Here is a 16819-nt window from a genome sequence, read left to right as displayed (position 1 = left end):
TGGGACAAAACGTATTTTGTCCCGTAAATATCCGCACTTACAGTACCCGCTTTAAGATACTATTTTATCCTTCTGATGTCAGCCCGATAGCATACATTCCGGCCTGATAATTTTTTGTCCTGACAAGCAGCCCATCACCGGCAGGTATTGTCTCAATCTGCAGGCGCTCATCAAGAGGTCTGAGGTTCCCGTGAAAATCTGATATAAGGAATTCGTTTACTCCATCCTTCAGCCCATCTGCAAAAACATACAGTACATGATCTTTCCTTGTATAGTGAAGTTCCATCCCGTCTTCTCGAATCTCAGATTCCCTGTCACTTGGGTGGGTTCCAAAAATTCCTACCCCGTTAACCGAAAGCCATTCACCCAGAATTTCCAACCTTCTTACCTGTTCTGCCGGGATGGTTCCGTCTGCCTTTGGCCCTATGTTAAGTAAAAGGTTTCCGTTGTTGGCTACCGTAGATACAAGCAGGTTAACGAGCTTTGGCACCGTGATCAGCTGGTCGTCCCCTTCAATTTCATTATATCCGAAGGATAATCCCATGCCGCGGCACATTTCCCATTTCTGGCTCCTGTCCATCTCCCCCACCTGATATTCTTTTGTCAGAAAATCATAGTGTTTTCCATTGAAACGGTCATTTACTACACCGTCTCTGACCTTATTATAGTAGTGTGCAAACAGGTATGGCATCGCCTCTTCGCTCTGCTTCGGCCAGCCGATATCGTTCCACAGTACACTCGGTTCATATTTATCAATGAGTTCTTTCATCTGGTTATAGGAAAAATCAGCATATGCATAAGTAGGACTTGCCGTTCCAAAAAGGTCATCATCATCAAAAATAGGGTCATTTGCAAACTGCCAGTCAATCAGACCTGAATAGTATAATCCCATACGGATGCCTGCACTCCTGACCGCATCAGTCAGTTCTCCGGTAATATCTCTTTCCGGACCCATTTTCACAGAATTGAAATCCGTATATTTACTCGGGAAGAGGCAGAAACCGTCATGATGTTTTGTCGTCAGGACGACGTACTGTGCACCTGCCTTCTTAAAAATCCGTGCCCACTCATCCGGGTTCCAGTTTTCCGCTTTCCACATGGGGATAAAGTCTTCATATTTAAAATCCGCCCCGTATTTTTCCACATGATGTTCATAACCCGGCCCGCGTCCCACATTAACAGAATTATAATACCACTCCGCATAGGGGTTGTTGCAAAACCAGTCAGTTACCTGGGCATCCCCGAGTTCCCACGTATGCGGCGCATATGCCGGAACGGAATAGATTCCCCAATGAATAAAAATACCAAATTTTGCATCATCATACCACTTTGGCACTTCATGCTTCTGAATTGATTCCCAGCTTCCTGTATAACGCTTATCCGCCATAATTACCCTCCATATGTAATACGCTCATTAATCAATGGTAAGTTTCAAAACAACCGGCATCTTTCCGGCATCCACCTGTAACCCGCTCACGATGTCCAGCTCTTTGTTCCTGCTGAATTCCGGATGGTGGTCTGTCCCGAGTATCTGGATATCCCGGATGGTTGAATTCAAATATTTGTAGTCATTTCCCAGAGATTCAATTGATACCTTTCCATCTTCCGGCCACCGCATTACAATTGCATAGATATGGTTTCCCCTGCTCGTAAACCGGATATCTCTGGACGTATAATTTTTTCCTGTCGTGTCGGTAAAATGTCCTTCCGGAACGTCTGTAGGTCCCTCACCGAATATCTTCCAGTACTTCGTTCCATATATGGCCTCTCCGTTCACCTTCAGCCATTTTCCTACTTCCTTCAAAATATGGGCATCTTCATCCGGGATGGTTCCGTCCGATTTCGGTCCTATATTCAGAAGCAGCGCACCGTTTTTGCTTACCACATCCACCAGATCAAGTACAATATCAGAAGGGTCTTTGTAATCATTTCCCACGGTATATCCCCAGGAATTCTTCGCAACAGATGTATCATCCTGCCAGAAATCCGGGGTAATATGATCCAGCTGTCCTCTCTCCAGATCATTGACCGCACTTCCATAAACATAGGCATCAAACTTCGCATCGATAGCTACTTCTGCGCCCCACTGCTCTGCCCTGTTATAATAATAGGCAGCAAATTTCCGTAAATATGGTTTCCAGGCATACTGCTGGATCCACCAGTCAAAGAAGAGAAGCTTCGGCTGATACCTGTCAACCAGCTCACATGTCCTGACCAGCCAGTCCTGCATAAATTCTTCTGACGGGGGATTGTCATATATATTGCTCATATCCCGGGTAACCCCCATCGCCGGCCCATATAATTCTTCATACTCTGTATTGTTCACATCTGATTCCGGAATCCGGCGTCCGCCGTTGAAAAACCAGTAGTGCTCTGCGCGGTGGGAAGATGCGCCAAATACAATTCCTTCCTTTTCCGCCTCACATCTTAATTCCTCCAGTACGTTCCTTTCCGGTCCCATCTTTACTGCATTCCAGTCAGAAAAATCGCTGTCGTACATCTGGAAACCGTCGTGGTGCTCCGCAACAGGTACAACAAACTTTGCCCCTGACTCCAAAAACAGTTTCGTCCACTCCCGGGGATCAAATTTTTCTGCCCGGAACATCGGTATAAAATCTTTATAGCCAAACTTATCGAGGGTCCCATATGTTTTCTCATGATGGAGATTTTCTTTCGAACCTTTGACATACATATTTCTCGGATACCACTCATTTCCAAATGCAGGCACACTGTAGACACCCCAATGGATAAAAATACCGAATTTGCCTTTTTCATACCATTTAGGGACTGGGTGTTCACAGAGTGAATCCCATGTATCGGCATAGGGACCGTTTGCAATTACATCTTCTATCTGCTTTAAGTAATCTTTTTTATTCATAGCACCATCCTCATATTTATACACCCCGGGCCCGGCTTTTTCGAACCTGGGATGAAGAAGTATTTACCCTTTGATAGCACCTGCCAGAATTCCTGATTCCACTTTTTCATGAAGCAGTAAGTAGATAATCAGCATCGGAATCATTGACATAATGACAAATGCGAACTGCGGGCCGTAACTGGTAGTATAGTTGCTTGTAAAATTAAGCATTGCTCTGGATACTGTATACTTTGAACTGTCTGATATCAGAATCAATGAAAATATCAGTTCACTGTATCCGTAAATAAATACTAAAATAGCTTCCGTGGCGATGATCGGCTTACATATCGGAGCCATTATGCTGATCAGCATTCTGCCGTCACCGCATCCGTCAATCTTTGCCGCCTCGTCCAAACCTCTGTCCAGACTTCCGATATAACCTGTAAACAAAAATATTGCCTGAGACAGATTAAATGCGACATAAATCAGGATCAGGAAAAAATAACTGTTTCTGGCTCCGAAAGAACTGGATATCTTTGATATGGAAACGAGCGTACTATGTACCGGGACCATGACCCCTGCCATAAAGAGGAAGTATACACCTTTCAAATATTTATAAGGCTTCCTTGCCAGTACATAGGCAGCCGGTAACGCAATGATTACGGTAGCTATCAGTGTGGCAACCGCAACGAAAAGTGAATTTCCGATCGAACGTATTGCATTTGCCGTCTCAACTGCACTCGGATAGTTGTTAAACACCCATTTTTTCGGCAGTGAAAACATACCAAGGAGAATATCCTCATTTGTCTTAAAGGAAGAAAGCAGGGTTATAATTAATGGAAGAAACGTTATAGCGGCTAAAAGGACAGCCACTATATAAAGAATTCCTTTTTTTAGTTTATCTGAGCCAACCTTTTTATTCATTCATAACTCCTTTCTGAATGTCCGTTCCCTTATTCTCTGTCCTGTTTAAAAATAACGTTATTCAGTAAAACTGATAAAACAAGGCCCAGAACGAGGAGAATAATACCGATTGCACTGCTCCGCCCCATAAGCTTATACTGGAATCCCTGTGTATAAAGCAGCACGGCAGGAGTTGCACTGGAATCGATTGGTCCTCCGTTCGTCATTGCCCATACGATGTCAAAAGCTTTCAGACATCCTGTCACACAGAGCACGGAGAAAACCATGAACATATTTTTACAAAGAGGTATGATGACATAAATGACTTTCTTTAGTCCGGTACATCCGTCAAGCAGTGCCGCATCATGTACGTCTCCCGGTATTGCAACAATACCCGCCGCAAAGATCAGCATGTTATAGCCGGCATACATCCACTCGTTGACCAGAACTACGCACCAAATATTCACCGTTGGTGTCGCCAGCCAGTTTATAACCGCGTCCCCGAGTCCGACAGCCCTTAAGAACTGGGCAAAAATACCAAAATCAGAATTCAGCATGAATGTCCACATTAAGCCGACTGCCGTTGTTCCTAACATAACCGGCATCAGGTAAGATGCCTTGAAGAACTTCGTAAACCTAATCTTCGAAGTAACCAAAAGTGCCATTCCGAAAGCAACGGGCATCAGTACTACAAACCCGCCGATCATGAAGTACACTGCATTCAGCATACTGTTCCAGAACTTTTCACTCGTAAAAACTTTAATATAATTATTCAATCCTACCCATGACACCGGTGATGTCGCAACACCGTTCCAGTCATTTAGTGATAACCAGAATGTATTGATAACCGGGTAAATAACAAAGATGACAGTGATCGCAACGCCGGGCAGGACAAAAAGCATTGATTTCAGAAATGTCTTTCTGTATTTGCTGGATGAAAAAAACATACGTTTTACCTCCTGACCCGATGTGTGAACCCTTCCGAAATGTCTGCAAGGTCCACACATCTTATTATCCGGTCTAGCAGTCAGAATTCATGGATTCCCATTTATTCATATTGCTTGATCGTGTCTACAATGGTTTTGCCGACTGACTTTGCATCTGCGTCCATCGCAATACTCTGAAGTGCCTGACGGACTGTATTAATCATATGTGTTGCGCTGTCATAGTTCTCAATGTCCCCGCGTACATCTTCGGTCTCAGCAATAATCTCTGCCGCCTCCTGGCTTAAGTAATTACCACCTTCGGCTGTAACATTTACACATACCGGTGTCGGATATCCTTCAACAAACTCTTTTACTACGCTCTCACTTGTCATGTACTTCAAAAACAGTACGGATGCTGCCACTTCATCAGCGTCTCCTGTATCAACTGCGTAATAAGCCTCATTTCCGCCGCCCATGTCATTCAGCTTATATTCTTCATTCACATAAGGCATACGAAGTGCATGGATCTTCTCATTTTCAAAGAGCTCCAGCCCTGTATGATCTTCTGCACAGAACCATGTTCCCATGAATAAAAACGCAGATTTCCCGGTATTAAAGAGCGCTCTTTCCTGCCCGTCATCGTTTCCGAGCAGATTTGTTCCAAGGTATCCTTTTTCATATGCGTCAATAATCATCTGGTATATTTCTGTCTGTTCTTCTCCGTCATAGGAAACTTCACGGCTGCCGAGCTTTTCCGCCATATCACAGCCAAAGGTCTTATAATTTAATGCTGAATGCAGGTGTCCAAAACGATAGTCATCTTTTTCACCCATTTCGAAAGGCTGCACACCGTTTGCTTTCAGTTTCTCACATGCTGCCATAAGGTCGTCCCAGCTCACGATTGATGCAGGGTCAATCCCGTTTTGGCTTAATATATCTTCGTTGTAGAAAAGCATAACCTGATATGCTGTAAATGGCACACCATAAGTCCCTTCCGCCCCGTAGCTTGAATAGTCTGTGAGGCTGTCGCCCATAGAGTTAAAGCTTTCTTTCCATTCCGGATACTGCTCATAATACGGGTCCATGTTAACGATAAGGTTTGAATTTACATACTCTGCAGTCCGGGAGCCGCCATACTCAACAATAATATTGGGCATAGAATCTTTATCGGACATAAGCACTGATTCTGAATTAAGCCATTCAGACTCCGTTGGAATATTGATTTGTTCCACCTTGATTCCCGGATATTTTTCCATAAAGCCTTCTACAATATTCTGATAAAGAGGACCGGATACATCTCCGGTGTCCCATCTGGTATGAATTGTTATCTTAACATCTTTGTATTCTCTGTTTTCAACATCATAATCAGTTTCAGCCTGTGCATCCTTGGAGCCAGAATCTTTTTTTGCGGGGTCAGAAGAAGAATTACCGCAACCCGCCAATGTTGTTACAACCATAGCTGCTGATAAAAGAACTGCTGCTATTCTCTTTTTCATAACACATACCTCCTCTTTTTTACCTGGTTATTTTAATAACCGGTGTATCGTGACTGTTTTTTCACCTCTGCAGAAGTAAATCGTTTCATCTTTATAATATTCTCATGGTTTTAAAATGTCAACTTATTTGTTTATTTTAAGCATATTATCCATATTTTATCTTCCTTTTTTATATATAATTACCTGTTTTATGTTTTATTTAGACTTAATCGTTTTGTTTTTAATGTTATATTCAGACTCAAAATCCAGACATATACAGTAAAACATCTAACCTGTTTCCATTCAAAGTCAAATACCACGCGGGAATAAAAATGGGGATCCCCCCCCTTCTAAGAGAACCCCCGGTTTTATCTGCTTCAATTCACAATCGAACTTAAATGAAAATTTGTCAAGTAAGTTCGATGTACCGTACTTACTTGACAAATTTGTAATTTAATCCATTTGAATTTGTATTTGCTATGATTCCATGAAATCTAAAGGATTGACTGGTTCTCCGTCTTTGAGTATTTCAAAATAGAGATTGGTTCCTTCTACGCTGTAGTATTTTGTTGGTTCGCTGAGATACCCTACTGTCTCACCGGCTGCTACATAGTCGCCGATCTGCAGAGGTACTTCTTTGAGCTGCCCGTATACCGCTGTATATCCGTTCCCCATATCAAGGGTAACAGTTGTCCCTGTCTGAGCGGACTGCTCCACGTTTGTTACGATACCGGCTGCGGATGCTGCAATTGTTTCTCCTACTTCTCCGCCGATTACCAGTGCCGGGTTATACTTATACTGCTCCAGTGTTGAAAAATAAACTGTCTTGTCCATGCTGTAGTTGATCAGGATTGCTCCGCTTGCAGGCCATTCGAGGACACTTTCCTCGCTGAACCATACGTCGGAAGCCCCTGATGCTGTTGCAGAGTTATCTGCCGTGCTTTCCGGTGTAGTGCTTTCATTGTCTTCTGTTTCATTTTCTGTTGATGTATTACCTTCTGCTTCCGGCAGTACAATGTCATTTGCCGTAGTTGCTTCACTCTTCTCTTTTGCTAACTGTTCTGTTTGTTCTTCGGCTTTTGCTAACTGCTCATCTAATTTTTTCTGATAATTGTTAAATGTAAATGCTCCTACCATTACAATTACAGCTACAAAGCAGATTACGATACCGACTGCTGCGCCTTTCCCTTTTAAAGAAAACGGCTTTTCATTCTTATTCATATTCATCACCTCTGGCTATATTTTTGCCAGAAAAATGACGCCTTATTCGATTTTTGAAAATATTTCTCCGCCATCTGTCATTTTTGTTCCTTCAAAAAAATTTTGAAGGATTTCTTCACAGCTTTTCCCCTCTTTTGCCATCTCATTCGCGGTCCACTGGCTCATTCCCAAACCATGCCCCCTGCCTGAGGTTGTGATACGCAGCTTCCCGTCCGCATCCTGTAGTGAAAATGCGCTGGAAGCCAGTGTCAATGCATCCCGGAACTGATCTCCTGTGCAGACTGTATCGCCTATTCTGAGTTTTGAAACATAACCGGCAGAATCATACTCCTGTATCTCAAAATCTGCAAAGCTGTATGTTTTTTCTGCATTTTCTTTGTCCACGGCAACCAGAAATGCCTGACACTTTGTCTGTATCTCCTTGTAATCCATGGTATAGACGTGCATCTCATCGTCTGCTTCCTTGTCGAGCGGGCATTCCTTTACCACTAAATACGGATAGTCCCCGCTTCCGAGGACTTCCTGTCCGCTCCTTGTTTTTCCGTTGCTGGACTGGTGGAACGGAACCATAGCATATGTATCATTATAGTATAATACCTGATTCGCCGTCTCATCCACTGCCGCCTTCAGTTTCTTATAATTTGCGTCATAGTCTGCCGCGTCCCACTTTTTTTCCAGATCTTTTTCACACAGGTAGCTCTCCGTCAGAACTTTATCCCCATCACCGTCAAGAGTTTTATACAGATTTGTGCGGATAACTACTGCCTGTGCCTTCAGGACCTCTTTTTCATAAGTCTCCGGCATTTCCCTTGCCAGCACTCCTATAAAATATTCTTCCCACGGTACTTCCAGCACCTGCTTTGTACCGTCCTCTGCTGTCTTTTTTACCTGCACATAGGCACCGCCGTTCTTGCCGATCACTTCCATATCCGCACCGTTTACAAATACAGCCACTATATAGGGAAGTAAAATCAAAATAATAAGGAATGAACCGATTGTTTTTGCTTTCTGACGCATGTAACGTTGTCCCATAAAAAAGCCCTCCATATAATTATATATATGAAGGGCGTTAAGGGGGCAGACCCCTTTTCTTAAAAATTTATAACGGTGTTCTGTCCTGACTGTCTGTCAGAGGTTCTGAAGGAGCATTCTCTGTATTTTCCGCAGATGTTCCCAGATGAATCACATCCTGTGCAGGCGGTTCAACCGGCGCATGAACTTCATGCTCTGCCGGACGTTCCCCTTCAGTGGGGGCCTGCACCGGCGGTACAGGTGTTTCCGCCTGTACTGGCATCCCGGGCTCAGCCGGAGGTACCGGCACTTCCGGTCCCATGTGAGGTCCCGGTACAGGTCCCCCCTGCGGCGGCATTACCGGAGGAGGTGACTGCATAAACGGCCGTCCAAGATCCGGTTCCATTCCCGGATTATAGTCCTTATTCCTCATAACAAAGAGGCAGATTGACTCATAAAGCGGGATCAATGTGCTCAGTACTGCATGGGCAACGGACATATTTTTTGTTGTAAACTTCTCCAGTATCTGGTGATTCACAAGAACCCCCAGCACTTTGTAAACTGCGCCGTAGAGTACCGCAGTAATCATCCAGATGGCGAAGAGTATAATCAGGCCCATGATCAGTCCGGTGCTGACATGGGGATCACCGTATCCGTACTGATATCCATACATGGCACCTGTAAAGGTATCTGCAAATGCACCGATCCCGACTGCCCATAATATCATATAGAATACGAAGTTCACCGCACCAAATATAAAGGGCATGACAAGAAGCCAGATTCCCGGGTTCTTAATTCCTTTGTTCTTCAGGCTGATCCGCCCAGCCAGTTCTCCGTGGAGATATGTCCTGGCAAAAGGGATAAATGCAAGCCACGGATAATCCATTCCCTGGCGCTTTGCAATGGTATACATGCCGATACCCTTGAAAACATAACTAATTACATAAAACAGGAAAAAGACAAGCAGCACGATAACATAGATTGCAAGTATACCCGCAAGTATCCTGTCCGCCGCTGATGTTGTATAATTATAAGTGTCGTAATAATTCATAAACGCCTCCTATTCCGGCTGTCCTGATGGTACATACACCTTTTCCAGTTTCCAGATGTCCTGCACGTACTCCTCGATTGTTCTGTCTGATGTAAACTTGCCGCTGCACGCGGTATTAAGCATTGCCATTCTGGACCATCTCTGCTCATCACGGTATGCTGCCTCCACCCTCTTCTGGGCCTCCGCATAAGAACGGAAATCCTTCAGGATGAAATACATATCGGCCTTGTTTGTGCTCTGTGTATTCAGAAGTGCGTTGTACAGGTTCTTGTACATCTCATGGTTGCCGTTAGCATAAGTACCGTCCATCAGCTGGTCAACAACACGCTTTAATTCCCAGTCATTGAAGTAAATGTCGATCGGATTGTAGCCGCCGTTGTTCTCGTAATTAATAACTTCTTCTGAACTCAGGCCGAAGATAAATGCATTCTCTTCCCCTACTTCTTCCACGATCTCAACATTTGCACCATCCATAGTTCCCAGAGTCGGCGCACCGTTTAACATAAACTTCATGTTACCTGTACCAGACGCCTCTTTTGATGCAGTGGATATCTGTTCGCTGACATCAGCCGCTGCAAATAACAGCTCTGCATTGGATACACGGTAGTCTTCAATAAATACGACCTTGATCTTTCCGTTGATGCTTCTGTCGTTGTTCACAACGTCTGCCACGGAGTTGATCAGCTTGATCGTCTCTTTCGCTCTTAAATACCCTGCCGCAGCCTTTGCACCAAAGATAAATGTTCTCGGATAGAAGGACATCTCCGGATGCTCCTTGATCTGGTTATACAGATACATGATATGGAGGATATTCAAAAGCTGGCGTTTGTACTCGTGGAGGCGTTTAACCTGCACATCGAAAATTGACCTCGGATCTACGTCAATGCCGTTATGCTCCTTGATATACTTTGCCAGACGTTCCTTATTCTTGTACTTGATCTGCATAAATTCTTTTCTGAATCTCTCATCGTTTACATACGGCTTCAGGTTGGAGATCTTGGAGAGGTCTGTGATCCATCCGTCCCCGATCAGCCCTGTGATCCAGTCTGCAAGCAGCGGATTGCCGTGGAGGAGGAAACGTCTTTGTGTAATACCGTTTGTCTTATTATTAAACTTCTCCGGCATCATCTCATAGAAATCCTTCAGCTCCTGATGCTTCAGAATCTCCGTATGGAGCTGTGCAACACCATTTACAGAAAAGCCTGCAATGATAGCCATATGTGCCATACGCACCTGATTATCTCTTAAGATTGCCATCTTTCTGACTTTTTCTTCATTGCCCGGATACTGTCTGCGGACCTGCTCGATAAAACGGCGGTCGATTTCCTGTACGATCTGGTAAATACGAGGGAGAAGCTTAGAGAACAGGTCGATCGGCCATTTCTCCAGTGCCTCTGACATGATCGTATGGTTCGTATATGCACAAGTCTTTGTTGTTACATCCCATGCCTCTTCCCAGTCCAGTCCTTCCACGTCGATCAAAAGGCGCATCAGCTCAGGAACTGCAACAGTCGGGTGGGTATCATTCATCTGGATTTTTACTTTTTCATACAGCTTCTTAATATCATCATGATCCTTTTTATACTTCTCGATCATTGCCTGAAGGCTGGCTGAAATGAAGAAATACTGCTGTTTCAGACGCAGTTCTTTTCCTGCATAATGATTATCGTTTGGATAGAGTACGTCAACAATCATCTTCGCCAGGTTCTCCTGTTCCACGGCCTTGTGGTAATCCCCTCTGTCAAAGGATTCCAGAGAGAAGTTCGTAATCGCCTGTGCATCCCAGATACGCAGTGTGTTTACAACATGGTTGCCATATCCGACGATCGGCATATCATAAGGGATCGCCATAACAGATTCATAATTTTCCTGAATGAACTTATCCTTTCCGGTTACCGGGTCTTTCTCAAAACGAATCGTACCGCCGAAACGGATTTCCTTTGCATACTCTTCCCTGCGCAGTTCGAACGGATTTCCTTCCATTAACCAGTCATCCGGAGTCTCGACCTGATATCCGTTCTCGATCTTCTGCTTGAACATTCCGTAACGGTAGCGGATTCCGCATCCGTAAGCCGGATAGTTAAGTGTCGCCAGAGAATCCAGGAAACATGCAGCCAGACGTCCCAGACCGCCGTTTCCAAGAGCCGCATCCGGCTCCTGGTCTTCAATCGCGTTCAGATCAATGTTCATCTCTTCCAGCGCTTCTTTCACTTCTTTATAAGCAGTCATATTGATCAGGTTATTGCCAAGTGCACGGCCCATCAGGAACTCCATTGACATATAATATACCGTCTTGGCATCCTGCTTCCTGTACTCTGCCTGAGTCGCCAGCCAGTCATCAATAATGATGTCCTTAACCGCATAGGATACAGCCTGGAAAATCTGCTGGGGAGTCGCCTCCTCAATCTTCTTGCGGTATAATGTCTTCACATTATCTTTTACAGTTTCCTTAAACGTTTCTTTTGCAAATCTTTTACTATACATAAAATTTACATCCCTTCTTTCTCAACACCCATTGTAACAGCCTCGCCGTTAATCTTCCATTCTTTCACATATCCTGACGGCTGCGCTTTTACAACTTCATTTGCCAGAACCTCACTACCAATCTCCCTGCCATATTTGGCAAAAACATTCTCCGCTTTTTCACTTCCTTCATAGGTAACCTTAATCTTATCCATTACCTCGAAATCTGCTTCTTTTCTCATCGTCTGGACCTTGCTGATGATTTCTCTTACAAAGCCTTCTTCAAGCAGTTCATCTGTCAGGTTCGTATCAAGTACAACCGTGATTCCATTATCATTTTCAGAAACATATCCCTCGATCTGCGCGGTATCGATCAGCAGATCTTCTTTGAACAGCGTGATCTCCTGTCCGTTCACGTCCAGTTTCAAAGCACCTGTCTCATTGATCTCATCCATGGCTGCATTACCATCCAGATTGTCCAGGGCATTTTTGATTCCACCTAACATCTTACCATATTTTGGCCCAACTGTCTTTAACTGTGGTTTAAAACTATATGAAGTAAAGTCTCTTACATCTTCTGTAAACTTCACACTCTTCACATTCAGCTCATCTGCAACGATCTCCTGATAGAACTCAGGCAGCACATATCCTGCTTTCACGAACATCTGCCCGATCGGCTGACGGTTCTTGATATTGGCAGTATTACGGCAGGCACGGCCCATAACCACAAGCTTCAGTACGTTTGCCATATTTGCCTCGAGTTCAGTATCGATCCACTCTTCACTTACAGCAGGGAAGTCACACAGGTGAATACTCTCCGGTGCCCCGCTGTCAATGCTGCGGACAAGATTCTGGTAAATTTCCTCTGTCATAAACGGAATCATCGGCGCAGCCACTTTGCAAACTGTCACCAATGCAGTATATAAAGTCATATAGGCATTGATCTTATCCTGCTCCATTCCCTTTGCCCAGAAACGTTCACGGCTTCTTCTGACATACCAGTTGCTCATGTCATCCACAAAATCCTGAAGTGCCCTTGCGCTCTCCGGAATCCTGTAATTTGCAAGATTATCATCAACCGTCTTAATCAGTGTATTCAGTTTGGACAGAAGCCATTTATCCATTACAGAAAGTTTCTCGTAATCCAGGCTGTATTTTGTCGCATCGAACTCATCAATGTTCGCATACAGAACAAAGAACGCATAGGTGTTCCACAGGGTACCCATGAACTTCCTCTGTCCTTCTGTTACTGCCTTGCCGTGGAAACGGTTCGGAAGCCACGGAGCACTGTTTACATAGAAATACCAGCGGATTGCATCTGCTCCGAACTGATTCAGGGCATCAAACGGGTCGACTGCATTTCCTTTTGATTTGCTCATCTTCTGCCCGTTCTCATCCTGAACATGCCCAAGAACGATAACATTTTTATAAGGTGCCTTGTTAAACAGCAGGGTCGAAATGGCCAGAAGGGAATAGAACCATCCTCTTGTCTGGTCCACAGCCTCTGAAATAAAATCCGCCGGGAACTGCTGTTCAAAAAGTTCTTTATTTTCAAATGGATAGTGATGCTGTGCAAACGGCATGGACCCACTGTCAAACCAGCAGTCAATAACTTCCGGCACACGGTGCATCTCTTTTCCGCAGACCGGGCACTTTACAGTTACATCGTCGATATACGGGCGGTGCAGCTCGATATCATCCGGGCAGTTGTCTGACATGGACTTCAGTTCCTCAATACTTCCGATTGAATGCTGGTGTCCGCACTCACACTCCCAGATATTCAGCGGCGTTCCCCAGTAACGGTTACGGCTGATTCCCCAGTCCTGGACATTTTCCAGCCAGTCGCCGAAACGTCCCTTCCCGATGCTCTCAGGAATCCAGTTGATTGTATTGTTATTGGCAATCAAGTCCTCTTTTACATCTGTCATCTTGATAAACCAGGATTCTCTCGCATAATAAATAAGCGGAGTATCGCATCTCCAGCAGTGAGGATAACTGTGTTCGAATTTTGGCGCATCAAACAGAAGGTTTCTCTCCTCGAGGTTTTTGAGTACCAAAGGATCTGCCTTTTTCACAAACACGCCGGCAAACGGTGTGGTTTCAGCCATGTTGCCCTTCTCATCAACGAGCTGTACAAAAGGCAGCCCATATTTTCTTCCTACATTGGCATCGTCTTCACCAAATGCAGGGGCGATGTGTACGACTCCGGTACCGTCTGTCAGTGTAACGTAGGTATCACATGTCACATAAAATGCTTTCTTATTCTGCTTTGCCGCGCTGTCGGCCGCACACTGGAACAGAGGCTCATATTCCTTGTATTCCAGATCGGTTCCCTTGTATCTCTCAAGAATCTCATAAGCCGGCTCAGCCTCTGATGCAAGCTTTCCGAGCACCTTGTCCAGAAGCGCCTCAGCCATATAATAAACAAAGCCGTCACGCGCCTTTACTTTCACATAATCCTCAACCGGGTTCACACAGAGTGCCAGATTGGAAGGCAGTGTCCACGGTGTTGTGGTCCATGCAAGGATATAGGCATCTTCGTCTTTTACCTTAAATCTTGCGATAGCAGAGCGTTCCTTTACATCCTTGTACCCCTGCGCCACTTCCTGTGCAGAAAGCGGGGTTCCGCAGCGCGGGCAGTAAGGCACAATCTTAAAGCCTTTGTAGAGCAGCCCTTTGTCCCAGATCTGCTTCAAAGCCCACCACTCAGACTCGATAAAGTTATTGTCATAAGTGACATACGGGTGTTCCATATCGGCCCAGAATCCGACTGTGCCGGAGAAATCCTCCCACATCCCTTTGTATTTCCATACACTTTCCTTACATTTATCAATGAATGGCTCCAGACCGTATTCTTCGATCTGGTCCTTTCCGTCCAGCCCGAGCAGCTTCTCAACTTCAAGCTCAACCGGAAGTCCGTGTGTGTCCCAACCAGCCTTGCGGGGTACCATATATCCCTTCATTGTACGGTATCTCGGAATCATATCCTTGATGACACGTGTCAGGACATGCCCGATATGCGGCTTTCCGTTTGCTGTCGGAGGACCGTCATAGAAGGTATATTTCGGAGCGCCCTCCCTCTCATCCATACTCTTTTGGAAAATATCATTTTCTTCCCAGAACTTCTCAACTTCTTTTTCACGTTCCACAAAGTTCATGTCCGTGGTAACTTTCTTGTACATAACTCTTCTTCCTTTCTGATTGTGTTTTTTGGTAAAAAGAAAAGCTTCCGCCCTGTAATAGGACGAAAGCTGAAGCTTACGTTAACCACCTGTTACAACATACTCAGATATCAAAGCCCATAGTAGGCTTCTTTAAATCCTGCATATGCGTTCCAATAACGGAGGAACACCGTCAGCCCCTACTTCTTAGCGTTTCAAGGTCTGCAACTCGGAAGTGATGTTCAGAAATATCTTACAGGTACCGGACTCCCACCATCTCCGGCTCGCTGGGACTTTCGGATATGACCTACTGTCTTCGTCATCGTTTTTTCCATTTAAGTCTGCACAGAGTTTATTATAAAAAGAAACTCTTAAATAGTCAAGGGATTCACCGGAATTTAAAAATTTCGGCAAAATTCCATTCTTTGGTATATTGGTGGAATCTATTTGTAGAAAGTTTGCACTATAAGTGATATAATAATTATTAAATCCTACTATAACAATGTTATAAATTCGAAAAAAACAAGGAGAATAGACAAATGAGACGAAAACCAGACCTTCATATCCACTTTTTTAATGAGTTTTCTATTTCCAGTCCGTTTTATGAATATGCGCCAAGTGAGCACAACAGTACCCAGCTTACTCTTCTGATCTCTTATCTGGTTGCCAATCAGGATACAAAAGTGCCAAAGGATGTTTTGATGTCAATGCTATGGCCTGATGTCAAAGACAAGATCCCTGTAGGTGCTCTCCGCAACCTTGTATACAGGGCGAGGAAAGAACTCGAGAGGCTTTATCCGGAACAGGATATCGACTATATCAAGTTTACCCAGGATGCCTATTACTGGAACCCAGACCTGTACTGCAAGATTGATATTACCGATTTTGAAAATTATTATAACCTGGCCCGGCAGGAACCGGACTCCGAAAGGCAGTACCGGTATTATTACCGTATGCAGCGCCTGTATACCGGAGATTTTCTGTCTAACCATGCCTCTGTTGAATGGGTCCAGTACCGTGCAACATATTATCGCAACATGTATGTTAACTGTACCCTGAATATGTGTGAATATCTGTACGCCAAGTCCAGATATGACGAACTAATTTCACTATGCGACCAGTCCATCATCCTCTATCCGGAAGAAGAGCGTTTCTACCGCTATAAGCTGCTTGCATATATGGGAATGAATACAGTTAAGACTGCGCTGGAATATTACCAGTCCACAGTGGATTTCTTCTCCTCAAAATATGGCCTCGATATCAGCACTTCGCTGCGTGATATCTATCAGGACATCCTGCTCCGCATGCCAAATATAGAGCTGAAGATGGATGAACTGGAGACCACGCTCGGTGTGGAGAAGGATACGGACAAGACCTTCTACTGTAACTTTGACATTTTTAAGAATATTTACCAGCTCAATCTGAGATCTGTGAGACGTTCACAGGGAAAATATTATCTGCTCTTGTTTTCTCTGCTTCCCAAGAACGATACACTGCCGGATTCAGTTAAGATGAAGAGGATTATGAATCTGCTTTACGATCTGCTTGCCAACGGACTGAGAAAGAATGATGTCTTTACTCGTGCATCACTGAACCAGTATTCCGTGCTGCTCAATGTCTCTGAGGATATCAATATCAACACCGTAACAGACCGGATTATCAAAGCATTCGAGGAAATCAATCCTGATCCTGACATTTATCTAAATATCGAGGAAAAACCAATTGAATAAATGTGGTTATTAAAAAACGAA

11 protein-coding genes are annotated in these 16819 nt (G+C 44.3%); 1 reads left to right on the top strand and 10 read right to left on the bottom strand.

Features of this window, described 5'->3' with window-relative positions; genetic code table 11:
- Positions 1 to 64 precede the first annotated feature (64 nt).
- The 10 genes from A8806_RS21915 to ileS all read right to left on the bottom strand — a co-directional run bounded on the left by A8806_RS21915 (position 65) and on the right by ileS (position 15089).
- Complete coding sequence (locus A8806_RS21915) at positions 65 to 1387, bottom strand: alpha-L-fucosidase (protein WP_109733309.1); 1323 nt, start codon at positions 1385 to 1387, stop codon at positions 65 to 67.
- A gap of 27 nt (positions 1388 to 1414) precedes the next feature.
- Positions 1415 to 2878 carry an alpha-L-fucosidase gene (locus tag A8806_RS21910; protein WP_109733308.1) on the bottom strand — a complete coding sequence of 488 codons (1464 nt, stop codon included), beginning with the start codon at positions 2876 to 2878 and terminating at the stop codon, positions 1415 to 1417.
- Positions 2879 to 2941: 63 nt separating this feature from the next.
- Positions 2942 to 3781, bottom strand: a complete 840-nt coding sequence (locus tag A8806_RS21905) for a carbohydrate ABC transporter permease (RefSeq protein WP_109733307.1) — start codon at positions 3779 to 3781, stop codon at positions 2942 to 2944.
- 29 nt (positions 3782 to 3810) lie between these two features.
- Entirely contained in the window at positions 3811 to 4707 is an 897-nt protein-coding gene (locus tag A8806_RS21900; protein WP_109733306.1) for a carbohydrate ABC transporter permease, read from the bottom strand.
- A 101-nt stretch (positions 4708 to 4808) separates the two neighbouring features.
- Positions 4809 to 6182 (bottom strand): ABC transporter substrate-binding protein, encoded by a 1374-nt coding sequence (locus A8806_RS21895; protein ID WP_109733305.1) that lies wholly within the window; start codon positions 6180 to 6182, stop codon positions 4809 to 4811.
- Between the two features lie 456 nt (positions 6183 to 6638).
- Positions 6639 to 7382, bottom strand: a complete 744-nt coding sequence (locus tag A8806_RS21890) for a murein hydrolase activator EnvC family protein (RefSeq protein WP_109733304.1) — start codon at positions 7380 to 7382, stop codon at positions 6639 to 6641.
- A 42-nt stretch (positions 7383 to 7424) separates the two neighbouring features.
- Positions 7425 to 8414: a SpoIID/LytB domain-containing protein gene (locus A8806_RS21885; protein WP_109733303.1), complete on the bottom strand. Its 990-nt coding sequence runs from the start codon at positions 8412 to 8414 to the stop codon at positions 7425 to 7427.
- Between the two features lie 67 nt (positions 8415 to 8481).
- Positions 8482 to 9444 (bottom strand): RNA-binding protein, encoded by a 963-nt coding sequence (locus A8806_RS21880; protein WP_242996225.1) that lies wholly within the window; start codon positions 9442 to 9444, stop codon positions 8482 to 8484.
- A 9-nt stretch (positions 9445 to 9453) separates the two neighbouring features.
- The gene (locus tag A8806_RS21875) at positions 9454 to 11928 is read right to left on the bottom strand and encodes a glycogen/starch/alpha-glucan phosphorylase (RefSeq protein ID WP_109733302.1); all 2475 of its coding nucleotides are present in this window, start codon (positions 11926 to 11928) and stop codon (positions 9454 to 9456) included.
- A 5-nt stretch (positions 11929 to 11933) separates the two neighbouring features.
- The gene (gene ileS, locus A8806_RS21870) at positions 11934 to 15089 is read right to left on the bottom strand and encodes an isoleucine--tRNA ligase (protein ID WP_109733301.1); all 3156 of its coding nucleotides are present in this window, start codon (positions 15087 to 15089) and stop codon (positions 11934 to 11936) included.
- A gap of 518 nt (positions 15090 to 15607) precedes the next feature.
- Here ileS and A8806_RS21865 point away from each other — a divergent pair.
- A complete protein-coding gene (locus tag A8806_RS21865; protein WP_109733300.1) occupies positions 15608 to 16798 on the top strand; it encodes an AfsR/SARP family transcriptional regulator in 1191 nt (396 codons plus the stop codon).
- Positions 16799 to 16819: the final 21 nt, after the last annotated feature.

The sequence above is a fragment of the Faecalicatena orotica genome, assembly GCF_003149245.1.
Classification (GTDB): domain Bacteria; phylum Bacillota; class Clostridia; order Lachnospirales; family Lachnospiraceae; genus Faecalicatena_A; species Faecalicatena_A orotica.
The sequence above is the reverse complement of the archived record's forward strand: the minus strand, read 5'-3'. Positions and strand labels throughout refer to the sequence as shown.